21 protein-coding genes are annotated in these 16810 nt (G+C 64.5%); 11 read left to right on the forward strand and 10 right to left on the reverse strand.

Features of this window, described 5'->3' with window-relative positions:
- Positions 1 to 37 precede the first annotated feature (37 nt).
- Positions 38 to 826, reverse strand: coding sequence for an SDR family oxidoreductase (locus NLX68_RS03505; RefSeq protein ID WP_254282698.1), 789 nt, complete (start codon positions 824 to 826; stop codon positions 38 to 40).
- Complete coding sequence (locus NLX68_RS03510; protein ID WP_010225552.1) at positions 823 to 1542, reverse strand: GntR family transcriptional regulator; 720 nt, start codon at positions 1540 to 1542, stop codon at positions 823 to 825. Before NLX68_RS03510 ends, NLX68_RS03505 begins: the two co-directional genes overlap by 4 nt.
- 354 nt (positions 1543 to 1896) lie before the next feature.
- On the opposite strand from NLX68_RS03510, the gene NLX68_RS03515 reads away from it, so the two are divergent.
- Positions 1897 to 3162 (forward strand): DUF1835 domain-containing protein, encoded by a 1266-nt coding sequence (locus NLX68_RS03515; RefSeq protein ID WP_254282699.1) that lies wholly within the window; start codon positions 1897 to 1899, stop codon positions 3160 to 3162.
- Between the two features lie 38 nt (positions 3163 to 3200).
- Here the strand turns inward: NLX68_RS03515 and NLX68_RS03520 are convergent, their stop codons facing one another.
- Positions 3201 to 3956 carry an SDR family oxidoreductase gene (locus NLX68_RS03520; protein ID WP_254282700.1) on the reverse strand — a complete coding sequence of 252 codons (756 nt, stop codon included), beginning with the start codon at positions 3954 to 3956 and terminating at the stop codon, positions 3201 to 3203.
- A 151-nt stretch (positions 3957 to 4107) separates the two neighbouring features.
- On the opposite strand from NLX68_RS03520, the gene NLX68_RS03525 reads away from it, so the two are divergent.
- From NLX68_RS03525 to NLX68_RS03535, 3 genes are all read left to right on the forward strand, one after another.
- Positions 4108 to 4443 carry a hypothetical protein gene (locus NLX68_RS03525; protein ID WP_254282701.1) on the forward strand — a complete coding sequence of 112 codons (336 nt, stop codon included), beginning with the start codon at positions 4108 to 4110 and terminating at the stop codon, positions 4441 to 4443.
- A 131-nt stretch (positions 4444 to 4574) separates the two neighbouring features.
- Positions 4575 to 4886 carry a hypothetical protein gene (locus tag NLX68_RS03530; RefSeq protein WP_254282702.1) on the forward strand — a complete coding sequence of 104 codons (312 nt, stop codon included), beginning with the start codon at positions 4575 to 4577 and terminating at the stop codon, positions 4884 to 4886.
- A gap of 3 nt (positions 4887 to 4889) precedes the next feature.
- Complete coding sequence (locus NLX68_RS03535) at positions 4890 to 5072, forward strand: DUF1289 domain-containing protein (RefSeq protein ID WP_010225542.1); 183 nt, start codon at positions 4890 to 4892, stop codon at positions 5070 to 5072.
- A gap of 4 nt (positions 5073 to 5076) precedes the next feature.
- Here NLX68_RS03535 and NLX68_RS03540 read toward each other — a convergent pair whose 3' ends face one another.
- Positions 5077 to 5988, reverse strand: coding sequence for a LysR family transcriptional regulator (locus NLX68_RS03540; RefSeq protein ID WP_254282703.1), 912 nt, complete (start codon positions 5986 to 5988; stop codon positions 5077 to 5079).
- A gap of 126 nt (positions 5989 to 6114) precedes the next feature.
- On the opposite strand from NLX68_RS03540, the gene NLX68_RS03545 reads away from it, so the two are divergent.
- The 3 genes from NLX68_RS03545 (at position 6115) to NLX68_RS03555 (ending at position 7915) form a co-directional block, all read left to right on the forward strand.
- Complete coding sequence (locus NLX68_RS03545) at positions 6115 to 6855, forward strand: SDR family NAD(P)-dependent oxidoreductase (protein WP_254282704.1); 741 nt, start codon at positions 6115 to 6117, stop codon at positions 6853 to 6855.
- 20 nt (positions 6856 to 6875) lie between these two features.
- A complete protein-coding gene (locus NLX68_RS03550; protein WP_010225536.1) occupies positions 6876 to 7082 on the forward strand; it encodes a 4-oxalocrotonate tautomerase family protein in 207 nt (68 codons plus the stop codon).
- Between the two features lie 110 nt (positions 7083 to 7192).
- Complete coding sequence (locus NLX68_RS03555; RefSeq protein WP_254282705.1) at positions 7193 to 7915, forward strand: GNAT family N-acetyltransferase; 723 nt, start codon at positions 7193 to 7195, stop codon at positions 7913 to 7915.
- On the opposite strand, the gene NLX68_RS03560 is transcribed toward NLX68_RS03555, so the two are convergent.
- Positions 7912 to 8802, reverse strand: coding sequence for a LysR family transcriptional regulator (locus NLX68_RS03560; protein ID WP_254282706.1), 891 nt, complete (start codon positions 8800 to 8802; stop codon positions 7912 to 7914). The two genes, NLX68_RS03555 and NLX68_RS03560, sit on opposite strands and share 4 nt — an antisense overlap.
- Positions 8803 to 8913: 111 nt before the next feature.
- On the opposite strand from NLX68_RS03560, the gene argC reads away from it, so the two are divergent.
- On the forward strand, positions 8914 to 9846 hold the full coding sequence (gene argC, locus NLX68_RS03565) for an N-acetyl-gamma-glutamyl-phosphate reductase (protein WP_254282707.1): 933 nt from the start codon (positions 8914 to 8916) through the stop codon (positions 9844 to 9846).
- 113 nt (positions 9847 to 9959) lie between these two features.
- Here argC and NLX68_RS26490 read toward each other — a convergent pair whose 3' ends face one another.
- A complete protein-coding gene (locus NLX68_RS26490; protein WP_254282708.1) occupies positions 9960 to 10304 on the reverse strand; it encodes an SH3 domain-containing protein in 345 nt (114 codons plus the stop codon).
- 210 nt (positions 10305 to 10514) lie between these two features.
- Between NLX68_RS26490 and NLX68_RS03575 the strand changes: the two genes are divergently transcribed.
- A complete protein-coding gene (locus NLX68_RS03575; protein WP_254282709.1) occupies positions 10515 to 11957 on the forward strand; it encodes a SulP family inorganic anion transporter in 1443 nt (480 codons plus the stop codon).
- A gap of 6 nt (positions 11958 to 11963) precedes the next feature.
- Here the strand turns inward: NLX68_RS03575 and NLX68_RS03580 are convergent, their stop codons facing one another.
- Positions 11964 to 12815 carry a CAP domain-containing protein gene (locus tag NLX68_RS03580; RefSeq protein WP_254282710.1) on the reverse strand — a complete coding sequence of 284 codons (852 nt, stop codon included), beginning with the start codon at positions 12813 to 12815 and terminating at the stop codon, positions 11964 to 11966.
- Positions 12816 to 13023: 208 nt separating this feature from the next.
- Between NLX68_RS03580 and NLX68_RS03585 the strand changes: the two genes are divergently transcribed.
- Positions 13024 to 13638: a cell wall hydrolase gene (locus NLX68_RS03585; RefSeq protein ID WP_254282711.1), complete on the forward strand. Its 615-nt coding sequence runs from the start codon at positions 13024 to 13026 to the stop codon at positions 13636 to 13638.
- Between the two features lies 1 nt (position 13639).
- On the opposite strand, the gene NLX68_RS03590 is transcribed toward NLX68_RS03585, so the two are convergent.
- Together NLX68_RS03590 and NLX68_RS03595 are read right to left on the reverse strand one after the other, a co-directional pair.
- Positions 13640 to 14335: a DUF1963 domain-containing protein gene (locus NLX68_RS03590; RefSeq protein ID WP_254282712.1), complete on the reverse strand. Its 696-nt coding sequence runs from the start codon at positions 14333 to 14335 to the stop codon at positions 13640 to 13642.
- A gap of 97 nt (positions 14336 to 14432) precedes the next feature.
- Entirely contained in the window at positions 14433 to 15023 is a 591-nt protein-coding gene (locus tag NLX68_RS03595; protein ID WP_254282713.1) for a TetR/AcrR family transcriptional regulator, read from the reverse strand.
- An 89-nt stretch (positions 15024 to 15112) separates the two neighbouring features.
- On the opposite strand from NLX68_RS03595, the gene NLX68_RS03600 reads away from it, so the two are divergent.
- Positions 15113 to 15709, forward strand: a complete 597-nt coding sequence (locus tag NLX68_RS03600) for an NAD(P)H-dependent oxidoreductase (RefSeq protein WP_254282714.1) — start codon at positions 15113 to 15115, stop codon at positions 15707 to 15709.
- A 57-nt stretch (positions 15710 to 15766) separates the two neighbouring features.
- Here the strand turns inward: NLX68_RS03600 and NLX68_RS03605 are convergent, their stop codons facing one another.
- Positions 15767 to 16660, reverse strand: coding sequence for a GNAT family N-acetyltransferase (locus NLX68_RS03605; RefSeq protein ID WP_254282715.1), 894 nt, complete (start codon positions 16658 to 16660; stop codon positions 15767 to 15769).
- Between the last annotated feature and the right edge of the window lie 150 nt (positions 16661 to 16810).

The raw sequence follows: 16810 nt of genomic DNA on the forward strand, positions 1-16810 counted from the left end.
TGGTGAGAAAGCAATGCGGTAAAAGCGCGGGTGTTGCTCAGAGGTATTCGACGTTGCCATCGACGCTGATGGCTTGCCCGGTGATGTTGCGGGCGGCCGGTGAACAGAGAAACAAGGCCATGGCGGCAACGTCTTCCGCGCTGACCATGCGCTTGAGGGAAATCTTGTTCAGGTACTCCTTGCGCATCACCGCTTCGGGCACGCCCACTTGCGCGGCACGATCACGAATCACCCCGTCCATGCGCGGGCCTTCGACGATGCCGGGCAGCAAGGCGTTGACGCGGATATCGCACTCGCCCAGCTCCGCAGCCAGGGATTTCATCAGGCCGACGATGGCCCATTTGCTCGCCGCGTAAGGCGTGCGCCAGGCGTAGCCGAGGCGCCCGGCCACCGAGGCGATGTGCAGCAGGTGGGCGTTGGGCGAGTCCTTGAGCAGTGGCACTGCGTGGTGGGCAAAGCGGTATTGCCCGGTGAGGTTGATGTCGAGGGTGCGCTGCCAATCGTCGTCGCTGATGGCGTCGATACCGGCGGTGGGCCCGGCAATGCCGGCGTTGTTGACCAACACATCGAGGCCGCCGAACTGCTCGCGCTGGACCTTGAACACCGCCGCAACCTGCGCCGCATCGCCAACATCGGCGCGGGTGGCGACGCTGCCCGGGTAGCGATCACGAAACGCCGCCAGGGCCGCTTCGCTGACGTCGCAGACATGCACCCGGGCGCCCGCTTCGAGATAGGCCGCCGCCAGCACTTCACCGATACCGGCAGCGCCACCGGAGACCAACACGCGCAGGCCCGGATACGGCAGCAGACGCTTGAGAACGCTCATGCTTTTTTCACTCCTGAAACAGACCGCGCACGGTCGTTGTTGAGCAGCAAACGCGCCAGGGAATCGGCGGCCTGCATGATGTCGTCGGTCACCGCTGCCCGCGCAGCCGCCGCATCGCGGCCGGCCAGGGCGGCGACGATGCGGTCGTGAGCTTGCATCGAGCGTTGCAGGTGGGCTTTGTCCGGGGCGACCAGGGCAAAGCACGGGCCCATGTGCAGCCAGAAATTCTCCACGGCGGCGACGGTCAGCTCGGCCTGGGCCACGGCATAGATGCGCCGGTGAAAGGCGAAGTTGCCCCACAGGTAAGCCGGCACGTCGACTTTGTCGGCAGCGGCCTGCATCTGCCTGCACAGCTCGGTGATTTCGGCCAGATCAGCATCGGTGAGATGGGCCACAGCCTTCTCGGCCAACAAGCCTTCGAGGGCGACCCGGGCGTCGCGGATTTCGCGCAGGCGTTCGGTGGTCATCACCCGCACCCGCAAGCGCGAGGTTTCGGTGACTTCAAAAGCGTTTTCGGCGCTCAAGCGCTGCAGGGCTTCGCGTACTGGCATGGGGCTGGAGCCCAGCGCTTCGGCCAGGCCACGGATGGTCAGCTTCTGCCCGGGCTGAAAGCGCCCGCTCATCAGCGCTTCGCGGATTTGCCGGTAGACCTGGTCTTGCAGGGTATCGCGGGACACCTGACGCAGGGCCGGCAACAGGACGGGACGATCGGTCATGGGGGAAAGCCTGTGTTGTCGTTCTTGTCATCCGAATATGTGATCACAAATCAAATATGTCAAATTATATTCGATGCGCACGACGAAGCGCCTCTGCCTGGTTACGGACAAGGCAATGTGCAGGGTCATCGGTTCGTTCCGTGCAGCGGCAGGGGTTGGTCATTGTGCAGCGTATCGCCGCCAGCGCACGAGGTTCGGCTCACGTTGCCTTTTGCCTTGTACCGGGCCTATAGTCGCAGCCGGCGTCATCCACGCCACCCGTCCGCGGAAAGGGCTGCGCCCAGGCTGTACACCCCACATTCTTGTCTACGACTCCCGGCCTGACAGCGGACAAGGCTCGCACAAGGAGTTCGTATGTCCGCTCGACTGTCGTCGCCGTCCCATGACGGGCGCATCAACCTCGAACAACAACGCAAACGCGCCAAGGAGCTGCTCCAGCGCCTACGCTCGGGTGCCGCACCCGCACAGCTGGCACTGCTCAGCCCTGCCCCGGCCTCACCCCGCCTGGCCGATGCCCAGTGGCTGATCGCCCGCGACCTGGGCTTTGCCAGCTGGCCCAAGCTCAAGGCGCATATCGACGCCATCGACTTTGCCGCCCGCCACCCACAATTCATCGCCGATGACGAAGCCGCTACCCAGCATTGGCGCTGCGGCAACGACATCAGCCACAGCTTGCGCCTGGCCGGGTTCACCGGCGCCTTTCACATGCTCAGCGACCCCCTGGTCATGGGCCCGGTGCGTGACGTGCCGGCAGCGCCTTACCGCGCCCTGCGCTGCGACTACATCAGCCAGGCCTATGGCCTGGAGCACCCTGAAGTGCAGCGCAAGATGGAGGACGAATACGCCGACCTGGCCCGGCTCGACGACTGCCCCGGCGCAGTGCTCTGGTGCGAGGCGGATGCCTATGACCAGCTGTTCCTGATCCGCGTGCTGGCCGGCGTGCACAACCCGCCGCAGCGCCTGGAACTGATCGAGATCGACCGCATGCCCGGGGTCGAGCGCTTTATCGGCATCGGCCAATTGGCCCCCGATGTGCTGGCCTGGTTGTGGCCGCAGCGCCGGGCAGTGGATGCGCCAATGCTGCAACTGGCGCGCGAGGCCTGGGCCGCGTATTGCGCACCGTCGCCGCAGGCCTGGGCACAGTTGGCCCATCGCCAGGACCTGGCCCTGCCCTTGCTCGCCCCTGCGCTGTTGCGCCAGCTGCAGGAGCTGCCCGGGGTCGACGATGGCTTGTCGCTCAGCGAACGCCTGGCGCTGCAGATCATCAGCGAATTCGGCCAGGTGCCGTTCGGCCGGGTGTTTGCCGAATTGATGGGCAAGCGCGAGCCGCTGCCCTATCTGGGCGACATGATGTTCCACGCCTTGCTGCGCCCGCTGATCGATTCGCCCACGCCTTTGCTCAATGAAGCGCAGGCCGATCTGCAATGGCCGCATCGGCCTTTGAGCCTCACCCCGTTGGGCGAGCAGGTGCTGGCGGGCCAGGCCTACTGGCTTGACCAGCAGGCCCCCGAACGCTGGGTCGGTGGTGTGCGCATGCTGGCCGGGCAAGGTCACTGGGCGCTGGGCCGCGACCTGTGGCCGGTGTGGCGCGCAAAGACGGATTTTGTCGGGCAGAGGTAGCGCCGTGCACATAGAGGCACTTCGATACAGCGCCTGGCTCAACGTTGCACGGCGGTGGTTTTCAGCCAGGTCTGAAAGTGCAGCGAGCCAACGATTGCACCGGCATCCGGGGTCAACGAACAGTCGTTGATCGGTGCGCCAAAATAGGTGGCCGCAGGGTCGGTAATCACTTCCCGGGCATCTTGATTGTACTGCAGGTAGCTGCGCACGAAATCGGCCAACGGCAGGCGATCGGGGCCGGCGACTTCCAGGGTGCGGTTGGCCGGCGCTTGCTCGACGAGGTTGGCCAGGGTCAGGGCTACGTCCGATGAGGCCACCGGCTGCAAGGTGGCGTTGGCCAGGCGCACGCAGTTGCCTTCGGCGCCGGAATAGGCAATGGCGCCCATGAACTCGAAAAACTGCGTAGCGCGCAGGATGGTGTAGGGCCTGCCCGAGGCCTTGATCAGTTGCTCCTGGGCCAGCTTGGCGCGAAAGTAACCGCTGTCCTGCATGCGTTCGGTGCCGACCACCGACAGGGCGATGTGGTGACCAACCTCGGCCTTCTGTTCCGCGGCTAGCAGGTTGCGCCCCGAGGTCTGGAAAAATGCCAGCACGGCGGCGTCTTCGAAAGACGGTGAATTGGCGACATCGACCACCACCTCGGTGCCCTGCAGCGCCTGCTCCAGGCCTTCGCCGGTGAGGGTGTCGACGCCGGTCCTGGGCGAGGCGGCGAGCACCTTGTGGCCGTTGGCGCGCAGGTTGTTGCACAACTGGGTGCCGATCAGGCCGGTACCACCGATCACGACGATTTTCATGGCTGCTTCTCCCGAGGAGTGTCGCAACCCGTTATTTTACGCCGCGCAGCGCTAGCCCGCGCGCCAGCAGACGAGCGTCATCCTGGCTGATCCGGTACAGTACGCGCCGCTCGAGAGATGGATCCCGGGCCAATTGTCATGGAGTTATGCAGTGAAAAACCTGAGCAAAGTTGTCGCCTGCGGCCTGTTCGTCCTGGCCCTGGCAGGTTGCACCGGCACCCCGATGAAAACCCAGCACTACAACGCCGACCAGTACACCGTGATCGGCCACAGCGAAGCGAGCGCCACCGGCTTGCTGGTGCTGGGCATCATCCCGGTGCGTCAGAACAGCCGTTTTGTCCGTGCGCAAAATGCCGCGATCAAGGCCAAGGGCGGCGATGCGATGATCAACACCCAGGTCCAGGAAAACTGGTTCTGGGCCTGGGTTCTGACCGGTTACACCACCAAGGTATCGGGTGATGTGGTCAAGCTGAACAACGTTCAGTAACGCCAGAACTGCGAGCGCTTCGCGCTCGATCGCGGGGCAAGCCCGCTGCCACAATGGATCTGTTGTGGGAGCGGGCTTGCCGGCGTTCCCCGTGCCCTCAGCACCTGCCCTTCCACGAGGCTCCTCATCCCATGCCAATGAGCAAACGCGAACAGGCGCAGCTTGACCGCCGTCTGGTCGCTACCCTGACCGATGCCTGCGAGACCGCCAAGGCCGAAATCGTCGGTTTTGCCTGGCTCACTCACCTGGTCGACTACACCCGCTTCCCGTCCAGTTTGCAGGTGATCTGGGTATTCGAAAGCCGGGCCGCCAAAGACCATGCCCTGGCCAGCGGGCAAGGTGAGCGGATGATCGAGCTGACTGCGTTAGCGTTGCAGGATGCCGACGTCGAGTTGCGCCCGCTTGCACCCCACGTGCAGTTCGACGTCGAAAGACGAGGCTGACACATGGCCAAGGACATCGAAAACCCCTGCATCGCCGTGTGCCAACTAAGCGGCGACCTGTGCCTGAGCTGCGGCCGCAGCAAGGACGACATCCGCAAATGGAAGCGCATGAAACGCCCGGAAAAAATGGCTGCGGTGCAACGCGCCACCCAACGGATGAAAAGCCTGAAAAAAGCCAAAGGCTAACGCTTCAGGCACCTGCACCCTGAGTCAAGAAATCGATGAAGGCCCGAACCCGTAGCGGCACATGGCGGGCATGAGGGTACAGCAAAATGAAAGGCCGTGAGGTGCCGCCATAGGGCGTCAGCACTTCCAGCAGCTGGCCGCTGTCGAGCTCCTGCTGCACAGTAAAGCGATACGCCTGCATCAACCCCGCGCCGTTTTTGACCAGAGTGGCAGTGGCGAGAAAGTCTTCCAGGCAGGTGATGCCACCGGCCACCTCCAGCTCCACGCGCTTGCCGTCGACCATGAACGACCAGGGCACCTTGCGCCCACTGCTGGGCAGTTCGAACTGAATGCACTGGTGAGTGGCCAGGTCGTGCGGCGTCTGCGGCGTGCCCGCTTCACGCAGGTACTGCGGCGTCGCCACGATCACCAGCTCGGCGTCTTCCAGGCGCCGGGCGATCAGGCTCGAGTCGGCCGGCTCGCGGCCGCGAATGGCCAGGTCGTAGCCTTCATCGGCAAAGTCGATGTTGCGGTTGCTGACATGAATGTCGATCTGCACCTGCGGATACAACTGGCGGAACCTGGCCAGCCTGGGCAGCAAGCGAAAGTGGGCATAGGGCGTCGGCACGCTGATGCGCAGCAGCCCGGACGGCACGGCCTGGCCACCGCTGAGCGCACGCTCGGCATCCACCAGTTGGCTCAGGGCCTGGCGGCATTGCTCGTAGTAGCGGCGCCCGCCTTCGGTCAGGCCCATCTGCCGGGTGGTGCGCACGAACAGGCGCACGCCGAGGCGTTCTTCCAGGCGCGCCACCGAACGGCTGACCGCCGCCGGCGTCACCCCGGCCAGGGTCGCCGCGCCGGTAAAGCTGCTGGTTTCGGCAGCCAGGCAGAACAGCTCGATACTGCCCAGTTGAAGGTCATCGAAATGGCGGGTCATGACGGCTCAATTGATTACATGAAGTATCAATTCAAATTCCTTGCACACCATTTTTCAAGACCTGCTTGCAAATTAAAGTCTGCCTCACCTGCCCGGCAACCCCGCCTGGCCCACTGGAGACTGACCATGCACACCGCCAAGACTGTCATCGTAACCGGCGCCTCGAGCGGCCTGGGTTTTGCCATCGCCAAGGCCTACCTTGAGCGCGGCGACAATGTGGTCGGCAACGCCCGCACCCTCGCCCGCCTGCAAGAGGCTGCCGCCAAGCTCGGCAACCCGGCCAACCTGTTGCTGGTCGAAGGTGATATTGCCCTGCCGCAAACGGCGCGCAAGCTGTTCGAGCAAGCCATCGAAGCCTTCGGCAAGGTCGATATCCTGGTCAACAACGCCGGGATCTTCATTGCCAAACCGGTCGCCGACTACACCGAAGCCGAGGTTGAAGCCATCGTCGACACCAACCTCAAGGGCTTCTTCTACCCGGCCCAGGCCGCAGCCCGGCACATGGCCAACAACGGCGCCGGGCATATCGTCAACATCACCGCCTCCATCGCCCTGCAGCCGAACATCAAGGTGCCGGCGCTGCTGCCGGTGCTGATCAAGGGCGGCATCAACCAGGCGGTGCGCGCCCTGGCCCTGGAGCTGGCGCCGTCGCAGGTGCAGGTCAATGCCGTGGCCCCGGGGATCATCGATACCCCACTGCATGGCGATGACCCGCAGACCCGCGCGGCCCTCAAAGCCCTGGCGCCCACCGGGCAGGTCGGCTCGCCAGAGGATGTGGTCGACGCGGTGCTCTACCTGACGGACTCGACTTTTGTCACCGGCACGGTGATTGCCGTGGACGGTGGTTCGGCGACGGGTACCTGGTAAATCACACAGAGGAAACAAGCATGCCGTATGTCCATATTCGCGTGACCGATGAAGGCGTCACCCGTGAGCAGAAGCAGCAGTTGATCGAACAGACCACTGAGATGCTCGAGCGGGTGTTGAACAAACCACCGGCGTCGACCTTTGTGGTGATCGAGGAGGTGAATACCGATAACTGGGGCGTGGGTGGCGAGACGGTGACGACGCTGCGCAAGCGAGAAAAAGGCTAACCCCATCGCTGGCCGGCCAGCTGCCCCCAATCGCACGGCGAAGGGACGGATGGCAGGCCCGCGCGGTAGAATCGCGCCATTGCCGTTTCTGCCTGGAGTCCCCCCTACCGATGCCCGTCCTCCACCACTTCGTCGCCCCGCCTGCGGAGCCGATCAAAAGCCAGATCCTGCAGATGGTGGTCGACTACCTGACCGACATCAGCAGCGTCGCCCTGCCGCCGAGCAACCCGCTGTACAGCCTGTACCAATACGGCATCGGTTTCGAAGTGCATCTGTACCTGGAGGCCATGGACGGCTCGCGTGGCATTCCGGTCGAGCTGATCGTGGCCATGGACCTCGACGATCCCGAGCAGGTGGTGGGTTTCTTGTTGTACCTGCCACTCACGGATGATCCCCTGGCGTGCTCGGTCGCCTACCTTGCCGTGCAGGCCAGCCACCGGCGCCAGGGCATCGCCCGCGCCATGCTGGCGCAGATGACCGCACGCTACCCGCATGCCGAGCTTGGCTGCGTGGCAAGCAAGGTGCCGGTCTTCGAGGCCCTGGGCTTTCAGGTGATTGGCGCACGTGGCCCGCAGGTGTTGATGAACACCCGCGCCCAGGCCAGCGCCGGCATGGCGGCGGTGCTGGACATCGCACCGATCTACCGCACCCTGGAAGTGCAGCAGATTCACAGCTACCTGCTCAAGCAACACGGCAAGCGGGCCATGGTCGATGCCGAGAAACAGCGCGACCGCCACCTCGACCAGCTCAGCCGCAAGGCGCGGGCGCTGGCCCTCGAGCGCCTGGGTGAAGGGCCATGGCTGGACGGTGGGCGCGGGCTGCGGCTGGTCTAGCCGGCCTTCGCCACCTGGCTCATCAGCACCTGCAGCACGTACTGGGTGCCCTGCTCCACCTCGCCCTGGCGGCAGGCGATGCCCAGGTGCCGCCACAGGCCCGGGCGCAGCGGGCGCATGCTGATTCGCCCGTCTGGCTCCGGCGCTGCCGACTCATGGGGCAGCAAAGTCGCGCCATAACCCGCCGCTACCAGGCTTTTCACCGCATCGTTGTAGTTGAGCTGGATGCGCGCTTGCGGTTGCAGGCCGGCGCTGGCGAACCAGTCGTTGGTGACCCGCGACAGTTGGGTCGTGCTGTCGTTGAGGATCAAGGCGCGGCTGGCCAGCCAGACCGGGCTGATGCGCGCCGGCGGCGACCAGCTTGCGGGGACGAAGGCCATGATCGGGTCGCGCCGCCACGGGCGAATCTCCAGGCCCTTGATCGCTGCTTGCGGCAGTGCCACCAGGCCGATGTCGAGGCTGCCGTCCTGCAGGCGGGCCAGCGATTCGCTGGAAGTCAGCACCTGCACCTGGACGTCGATGCCCGGGTGCTGCACGCCGAGGATGTCCAGTGCCTGCGGCAGCAAATGGGCGATGGCGCCGGTCGAGGCGCCCAGGCGCACCCGCCCGGCCAGGCCCTGGACCTGACGCTGGACATCATCCAGCGCCTGTTCGGCATCGGCCAGCAGGCGCCGGGCGCGTTCGAGCAGGGTTTCACCGATGGCCGTGGGGCGGACCTGCCCGCGTTTGCGCGACAGCAACGGCGCGCCGATGCGCGCCTCGAGGTCGGCAATGTGCAGGCTGACCGTGGGCGGCGCCAGGTTGAGCGCCCGCGCCGCCTGGGCGAAGGAGCCGAGGTCGGCGATCACCACCAGGGTACGCAGCCGGTCGAGGCTGATTTCACGCATGGGCTTGGCATTCAGAAAAAGTGAAGCTGAGCATCATGATATTCAAATTTTCTTTCGTCCAGCCGCAGGTGAAGATGGCCGCTCATTTGTAGCCTTTGCACGAGAGCACCCATGCACCAGCCCCTAGTCTTTATCGACGGCGACCAAGGCACCACCGGCCTGCAAATCCACGCTCGCCTGAACGGCCGCAACGACCTGCGCCTGCTGACCCTGCCGGCGGCCGAGCGCAAGAACCCGCAGTGGCGCGCCGAGGCGATCAACAGCGCCGACGTGGCGATCCTCTGCCTGCCGGACGATGCCGCCCGTGAAGCCGTGGCGGCCATCGTCAACCCGCACGTGCGCGTGATCGACGCCAGCTCCGCGCACCGCACCAGCGCGGGTTGGGTCTATGGTTTACCGGAGCTGGATGAACAACAGGCCGAGCGCATCGCCCGGGCCAAGCGGGTCAGCAACCCCGGTTGCTACCCCACTGGCGCCATCGCCTTGTTGCGGCCGTTGGTCAGCGCAGGGCTGGTGCCGGCGGACTATCCGCTGACCGTGAACGCGGTGTCGGGTTACTCCGGTGGTGGCCGTGCGGCGGTCGAGCAGCATGAAGGGCCGGATGCGCAGGCGGCCCAGGGTGTGCGGGTGTATGGCTTGCACCTGGATCACAAGCATGTGCCGGAGATCGCGCAGCATGCCGGGTTGTCGCAACGGCCGGTGTTCGTACCCAGCTATGGCAGCTACCGTCAGGGCATTGCGCTGACCATTGCCCTGCAGACCCGGCTGCTGCCGGCGGGCGTGACTGCCGCGCATGTGCAGGCGTGCCTGGCTGAACATTACCACGGTGCCCGGTACGTGCAGGTGGCGCCGCTGCAGCTAGGTGCGTCGGCGGTGCAACTGGACCCGCAAGCGGTCAACGACAGCAACGACCTGCGCCTGGCCGTGTTTGCCAATGAGCAGCATGGCCAGGTGCTGCTGACGGCGGTGTTCGACAACCTCGGCAAAGGTGCTTCGGGCGCGGCGGTGCAGAACCTGGAGCTGATGCTGGCGGCGATGGGCTGAGTATCGGGGCTGCTGCGCAGCCCATCGCTGGCAAGGCCAGCTCCCACAGGTCTGGTGTACGCAAGACTATTGTGGGAGCCGGCCTTGCCGGCGATGGGGCGCGAAGCGGCCCCTCATATCACCTGCAACACTTGCAACGGCACCCACCCCGACGCGCGCCCCTTGCTACACCACACCCACCCGTTCAACTGCCGGCCACCCACCAGGCAATCGCCGGCCTGCACCTCCAGCTCCCGGGCGCAGTAGTCTTCCAGGGCAATGCCCTGATCATCGCCAAGCCGCTCAATCACCTGCCCCGGCACCCAGCCAGCCGGTTGCCCGGCGGTGCTGCACCAGTACCAATTGTCCCACCCCTCCTCACCCTCATAGCGCTCGCCGATGCTCAGCGGCGCCCCCTTGGCAAAGGTAATGGGCTCGGGGTATTCACTTCGATGCGCGTCGATCACCCGGAACTTCACTGGGTTTCACCTCCATTTGAAAATCGCCGGCACTGCCGCCATCCTCAGCGGTCTGCCTCTTATGCGGATCGCTCAGCAGGGAAGAATATTGTCATGTGTGCAAGCTGCAGGATATCGGCCAGGGCGCTGGCTTGCGATCAGGAAATTACGTAGCATCCCTCGTTTTTTTCCCGGCAGCACCCCGCTGCCGGGCCGCTCTTCAGGTAGGTCATGAGAACAACCCCGCTACGCACCGATGTCCTGGCAGGACTCACCACAGCCTTCGCCCTGGTGCCCGAGTGCATCGCCTTCGCCCTGGTGGCCCACCTCAACCCGTTGATGGGCCTGTATGGCGCCTTCATTATCTGCACCCTGACCGCCTTGCTCGGTGGCCGCCCGGGGATGATTTCCGGCGCGGCCGGCTCCATGGCCGTGGTCATCGTCGCCCTGGTGGTCACCCATGGCGTGCAATACTTGCTGGCCACCGTGCTGCTCGGCGGGCTGATCATGATCGCCTTCGGCCTGCTGCGCCTGGGCAAGCTGGTGCGCATGGTGCCGTATTCGGTGATGCTTGGCTTCGTCAATGGCCTGGCGATCATCATTGCCCTGGCCCAGCTTGAGCACTTCAAGGCCGATGGCGCCTGGCTCAGCGGTGCGCCGCTATACCTGATGCTGGGGCTGGTGGCACTGACCATGGCCATCGTCTACCTGTTGCCACGCCTGACCCGCAGCGTGCCACCGGCGTTGATCGCGATCCTTGGTGTCGGCGCCGGGGTCTACCTGCTCGACCTGCCGACCCGCACCCTCGGCGACCTCGCGCACATCGCCGGCGGCCTGCCGGCCTTGAGCTGGCCGCAGGTGCCGTGGAACCTCGAGACCCTGCAGGTCATCGCCCCCTACGCGCTGCTCATGGCCCTGGTCGGCCTGCTGGAAACCCTGCTGACCCTCAACCTCACCGACGAGATCAGCGAAACCCGCGGCCACCCCAACCGCGAGTGCGTAGCGCTGGGCGTAGCCAACATGACCTCCGGGCTGTTCGGCGGCATGGGCGGTTGCGCGATGATCGGCCAGACCGCGATCAACTTGAGCTCCGGCGGCCGCGGGCGGCTGTCGGGCGTGGTCGCCGGGGTGATGATCCTGATGTTCGTGCTGTTTCTGTCGCCGCTGATCGAGCGTATTCCGCTGGCGGCGCTGGTTGGAGTGATGTTCGTGGTCGCCCAGCAGACCTTCTCGTGGGCGTCATTGCGGGTACTGCACAAGGTGCCGGTCAACGATGTGCTGGCGATCATCGCCGTGACCCTGGTGACGGTGTTCACCGACCTTGCCGCGGCGGTGCTGTGCGGCATCGTCATCGCTGCGCTCAATTTTGCCTGGCAACAGGCCCGCGAACTGTATGCCGACAGCCATGACGAAAGCGACGGCAGCAAGCTGTACAAGGTCCATGGCACGCTGTTCTTCGCCTCGACCACGCCGTTCCTCAACCAGTTCGACCCGGCCAATGACCCGGCCCAGGTGACCCTCGACTGCCGCCACCTGAACGTCGTTGATTACTCGGCGGTTGCCGCGCTCAAGACCCTGCGCGAGCGCTACAGCAACAACGGCAAGCACCTGCGCGTGGTGCACCTGTCCGAGCGCTGCAAGCAACTGCTCAAGCGTGCCGGGCTTGAGCACTGAGGCGCCTTACGGCGCGCCGAACATCGCCGTCCAGTAGATCCCGGCATCGCTTTTGGGGTCGACCGCGTAGGCCGCGCCCAGCTCGCTGAACTGCGGGTTCATCAGGTTGGCGCAGTGGCCGGGGCTGGCCAGCCAGCCATCGACCACCTTGCGCGGGGTGTCTTGCCCGGCGGCGATGTTCTCGCCGACCTGCTGGCCGGCATACCCGGCAAGCTCGGCACGATCGCCCGGGGTACGGCCGTCGCGGTCCTTGTGGTCAAAGACATTGTTGTTGGCCATGCCCCGCGTGTGGCTCTCGGCGGCGCCGGCCAGGGTGGCGTTCCAGGCCAATGGCGTGGTGGCGTTGAATGGCTGGCCGCCGCACTGGCGCGCCTGGCCGCGTGCGCTGTTGATCATCTCCAGGACCTTCTGCCCTTCGGCCTGCCAGTCGCCCAGACGCCCGGCCAGCAACGGCCGCGCCAGGACGATGCGCCAATCGCGGCCCTCGCGGCTGACCCCGACATCGACGAACTGCGGGTCGAGCACTACCTGACAGAAACTCTCCTGCACCGCCTTCATGGCCGACTGCGCATCCCGCGGCCCAGACAGGCTGATGGCCTGGACGTTGACCATCGGGTAGCTCTTTTGCGCCAGGACTGCGCGCAGGTCGCCCATGCTGTTGGCCGGCAGCACCAGGCGCGGATCGCTGGCCAGCGGCGGCAATTCCATCGAAGCCTGGCCGGCGCAGCGCTGGGCCTGGCTGCGGTAGGCGTTGATCGACTCGACCAGCTGCGACTCGTCACTGGCCTGGGCCGTCACGGTAAACGCCAGCCCTAGCGACACAGCCGCCAGGTGCACAACGGATGAGATGACGCGCATGTAAATCTCCCTTGAACGGACTGTGCCCATGATGCGCGATTTGTCCGTCAGCGGGCAGTGCCCGGGCAGCAAAAGCTGCTGGCGATGGGTGGAATGATTGGTCGGCTACGCTGTCGATTCAATAGAGGGCGCTCAACTGCAGGGCGCTGCTGTCGGTAGCTACAGGCCGGCGCTCAATTCGACGGGTTAGCAGTGAAAGGTTCTGACCATGCGCCTTGCCATCCTCATCCTCTGCCTTGCCCTCGCCCTGGTTCTGTCGGACAGTGCCGCAGCGCAAAACCAGGCCCAAGTGGCCGAAGAAAAAGCCCAGGTGCTGGAGCAAAAAGCCGCCAGCAACCCCGATGCCCCGCCCGCGCCCAGGTCCCAAGCCATCACCAAGACCGAAGTCCAGGCCGTCGACCCGGCCGGTGCAGCAGCGCTGGATGACGCCATTACCTGCCTTGCGCGCAGCATCTACTGGGAATCCAAGGGCGGTAAAGCCGCGGATATGGAAGCGGTGGCCAATGTGGTGATGAACCGGGTCGGCCACGCGGGCTTTCCCGATTCGGTCTGTGGTGTGGTCAAGCAAGGCTCGGAGCAAGGCGCCTGCCAGTTCTCCTGGTGGTGCGATGGCCGCTCGGACGATGTCCAGGAAGAGGTGCGCTACACCCTGGCCAAGGAGATCGCCCGCAAGGCCCTGAACAGGCAATTGCCTGATCGTACCGGCGGCGCCCTGTACTTCCACGACCGGCACGTGCGGCCGGATTGGTCGAAGACCTATGCCCGAACGGCCGAGACCCGCGAGTTTCTGTTCTACAAGCCGCGTAAGGGCAAGTCACACTAGCTCAATAGAAGTCGTAATAGAGCGCCCACTCGCCGCTGTCGCGATGCTTCCAGAACATCAGGCTACCGCTGTCGACCACGTTGAGGTTGATCTTGGCATCGGATGAAATCTGGAAGACGAACTCGAAACCTTCGCCAGGGTCGACGCCCGATTGGCAGAACGACGGATAGCCGCCGATCTTGTGCTCGTAGGCGTGCGTGGTCACTTCGTAGTAGCTCTCGATGTCCCCTGCCCGTTCCAACGTAAGGATTTCCTCGACCAGGTCGTCCGGAACGCCCGCGCCATCCCACAGCGGATAGTCCTCGTCGAGCTTTTCAGCCCGCAAGGGGAAGGCCTTGAGGAAGGAATTGGCGACCGGCAGGTCCTTGCGTACCAGCTCATCGTCAGCGCGGTATTCCCGGATCAACCAATTGTTGCCCATGGCTTCGAACTGATCCGGGAAGGGATAGCCGACGAACAGAGTGAGGGTGCGGATGCCCTTGAGCGCCGGGCTGCTGAACGGCAGGCTCGGCAGGTGGAACTGGGCCACGGGCAACAGCGGCTCGCCGTCGGCGTTGGTCGGTACGCCCTCATCCGCGCGGTAGAAGAACACCCGGCCGAGCCAGCTTTCTTCATCGCTGCCAGTGGGACGGAAGCCGCCGGCGAAAAAGCGTATGGCGGGTTTGGCCAGGCGTTGCTTGATTTCTTGAATGTCCATATTTCTCGTCCGCTTAATAAGGCCCTATCGCGGGTCAAGCCCGCTCCTACAGGGGTGGTGAGCAGCCTGTAGGAGCGGGCTTGCCCCGCGATGCAATTTAACTGCGCGCAACCATCGCCTTGATGCTCTCGAACAACTCCCGCTGCGCCTGCTCGGCGGTAATCTCAGCGTTCGCCGCGGCATGCGACAACGCCTGCGCCGCGCCGATCATCGCCCGCAATCCCGCCACGCCAACCTCGCCACTGTCACTGAACGGCGCCAGCAGCGCCCGGCATTTGGCCATGAACACCGCCTCGTACTCGCGCTTGATCTGCTCAAGCTCCGGCGAGCTGGCCAGCGCGGCGATCACCCCGGGGATCTCCCGGCCCTGGGTCAGCACGCAGTCGACGTAGGAGCTGGCAATGACTGCAGCGATGCTCTCGAAGGTTGGCTCACAGGCGGCCAGGGCGGCATCCATCAGCGCCGTCTGGCGCATATCAAACGACTGATACAACGCCGCCAGCAAGCCGGAGCGGGTACCAAAGTGGTCATACACCACTGGCTTGGTGACCCCGGCCAGCTCGGCCAGGCGCCCCAGGGTCAGGGCTTCGCTGCCCTCTTCGTGGACCAGCCGCCAGGCCACGTCCAGGAGCTGCTGCTGACGGTCTTCCCGGGACAGGCGCCGACGCGGTTGCGGATCGCTTGACATGCTTACCTACCAAAAGTAACTTACCAAAGGTAACTTATGCCCAGCATACAAGTTATGCCCCTCCCCCGCAATTCGCAGGAGTCCTTGCCATGCACGCACTTGTGGTTGTCGCTCATCATGATCCGCGCTCGCTGACCCACAGCCTGGCGGCCACGTTCGCTGAAGGCCTGGCGCACAACGGCCATCGCGCCGAGGTCGTCGACCTGTACGGCGAAGGCTTCAACCCGCTGTTCGGCCCTGCCGACCACGCGGTCCACCATCGCGCAACAGCGCCCGCCGATGTGCTCGCCGAGCAGGCGCGCATCGACCGCAGCGATGCCCTGGTGCTGATCTATCCGGTGTATTGGTGGTCGATGCCGGCGCTGCTCAAGGGCTGGATCGATCGGGTCTTCGTCAATGGCTGGGCCTTCGACTTCAGCCCCCAGGCACCCCTGGTGAAAAGGCTGCGGCACCTCAATGTGCACCTGGTCGGCGTCGGCGGCGCCGATGCCGCAACCTATGTCAGACATGGCTATGAGCAGGCCATGAAGACCCAGATCGATCACGGCATCTTCGATTACTGCGGCGCCCGGGTGCTGAGCTCGACCTTGCTGCTGGACTCGGAAAGCGCAGACCCCGGCGCCCACCTTCAAAGCATGTTCGAGCGCGGCCGCACCTTGTTCGCCGAAGTGCCCGAGCCCGCCTGAAGCGGCGGCCTGCTCGACCCCAAGCGATCCATTGATGCCGCTGGTGAGCTGAGCGGCTCAGGCATGTGACAGCAGCGGGAACATCAGCCTGGCATCCTCGATGAACCGGCCGGCCTGGCCCAGCACGAACAGGCTGTCATCGGACTCCAGCGGCTGCGCCTCGAAGCCGCTGACATCCAGCGGCGCAAACCCCAGCACCACCCGCGTGGTCTGGGGCGTGCAGAGCTGTGCAATCAGAACCTGCAGGTCGAGCGCTTGCCTGGCGAACACGTCATAGAGCGTCATCACGCCGTCGGCAACTTCCATCACCACATAGGCCTGCAACGCTACTGAGTAATGGACGCAATCTTTGAAAAACGACGTGCAATAGAACATCGTCTGGTCATGATTGCTGCACATCGCCAAGCGCGCAGCGGGCACGGCGCAGTCAACCGCGCGGATGAAGCGCTGGCGTTCGAGCAGGTCGTCCATGTCCACCTTGTAGAAGCTGCAAGGCTGCGCTGATGGCGTTAGCGCTACGCTGTACTGATGCTCCAGCAGCCGCTCAAAACCGAACTTGGGGTAGTAATCCAGCACTGTGTCGTTGGCAAACAGATAGAGCAGGTCGCACTGGCCCCGCCACCTGTCCAGCACTCGCTCCAGCAGCACACGGCTCAAGCCCTTGCCTTGGTACTCCGGGGCAACCATGACAGTCCCCAGCTGGATGCAGCGTTTGCGCTCGCCAAGCACGTCGAAGTGCATCAGGTTGACCGAGATATTGGCAACGATGCGCCCTTCATGGGCCAATGCACAGGGCTGGTAGCCCTCGCCCCAAAAGCCATCCTGGTACCACTGCTCGAAATCGAACTCGAACGTCTGGTGGGTCAAGGCGTTGAAGCTGGCGCGCAGCCGCGTATCGTCCTTGAAGTTTTCCAGCAGGCTGAACTGCTGGCCCGCGAGTGACAGGTCCATTCTCTTTCCCTTGATTCATCTGGGCGCCACCCTATAACTGCCCCCACGGACAGTCTGTAGGTAAATTGTAAAGCAGCGCCCCTGCAGGTGATTGCACCTTGCCTTACTGCACAGGTAAGATTGAGAACGATTCACACTAACACCTTCGGA

It is taken from the genome of Pseudomonas sp. SBB6, from assembly GCF_024213215.1.
Taxonomy (GTDB): domain Bacteria; phylum Pseudomonadota; class Gammaproteobacteria; order Pseudomonadales; family Pseudomonadaceae; genus Aquipseudomonas; species Aquipseudomonas donghuensis.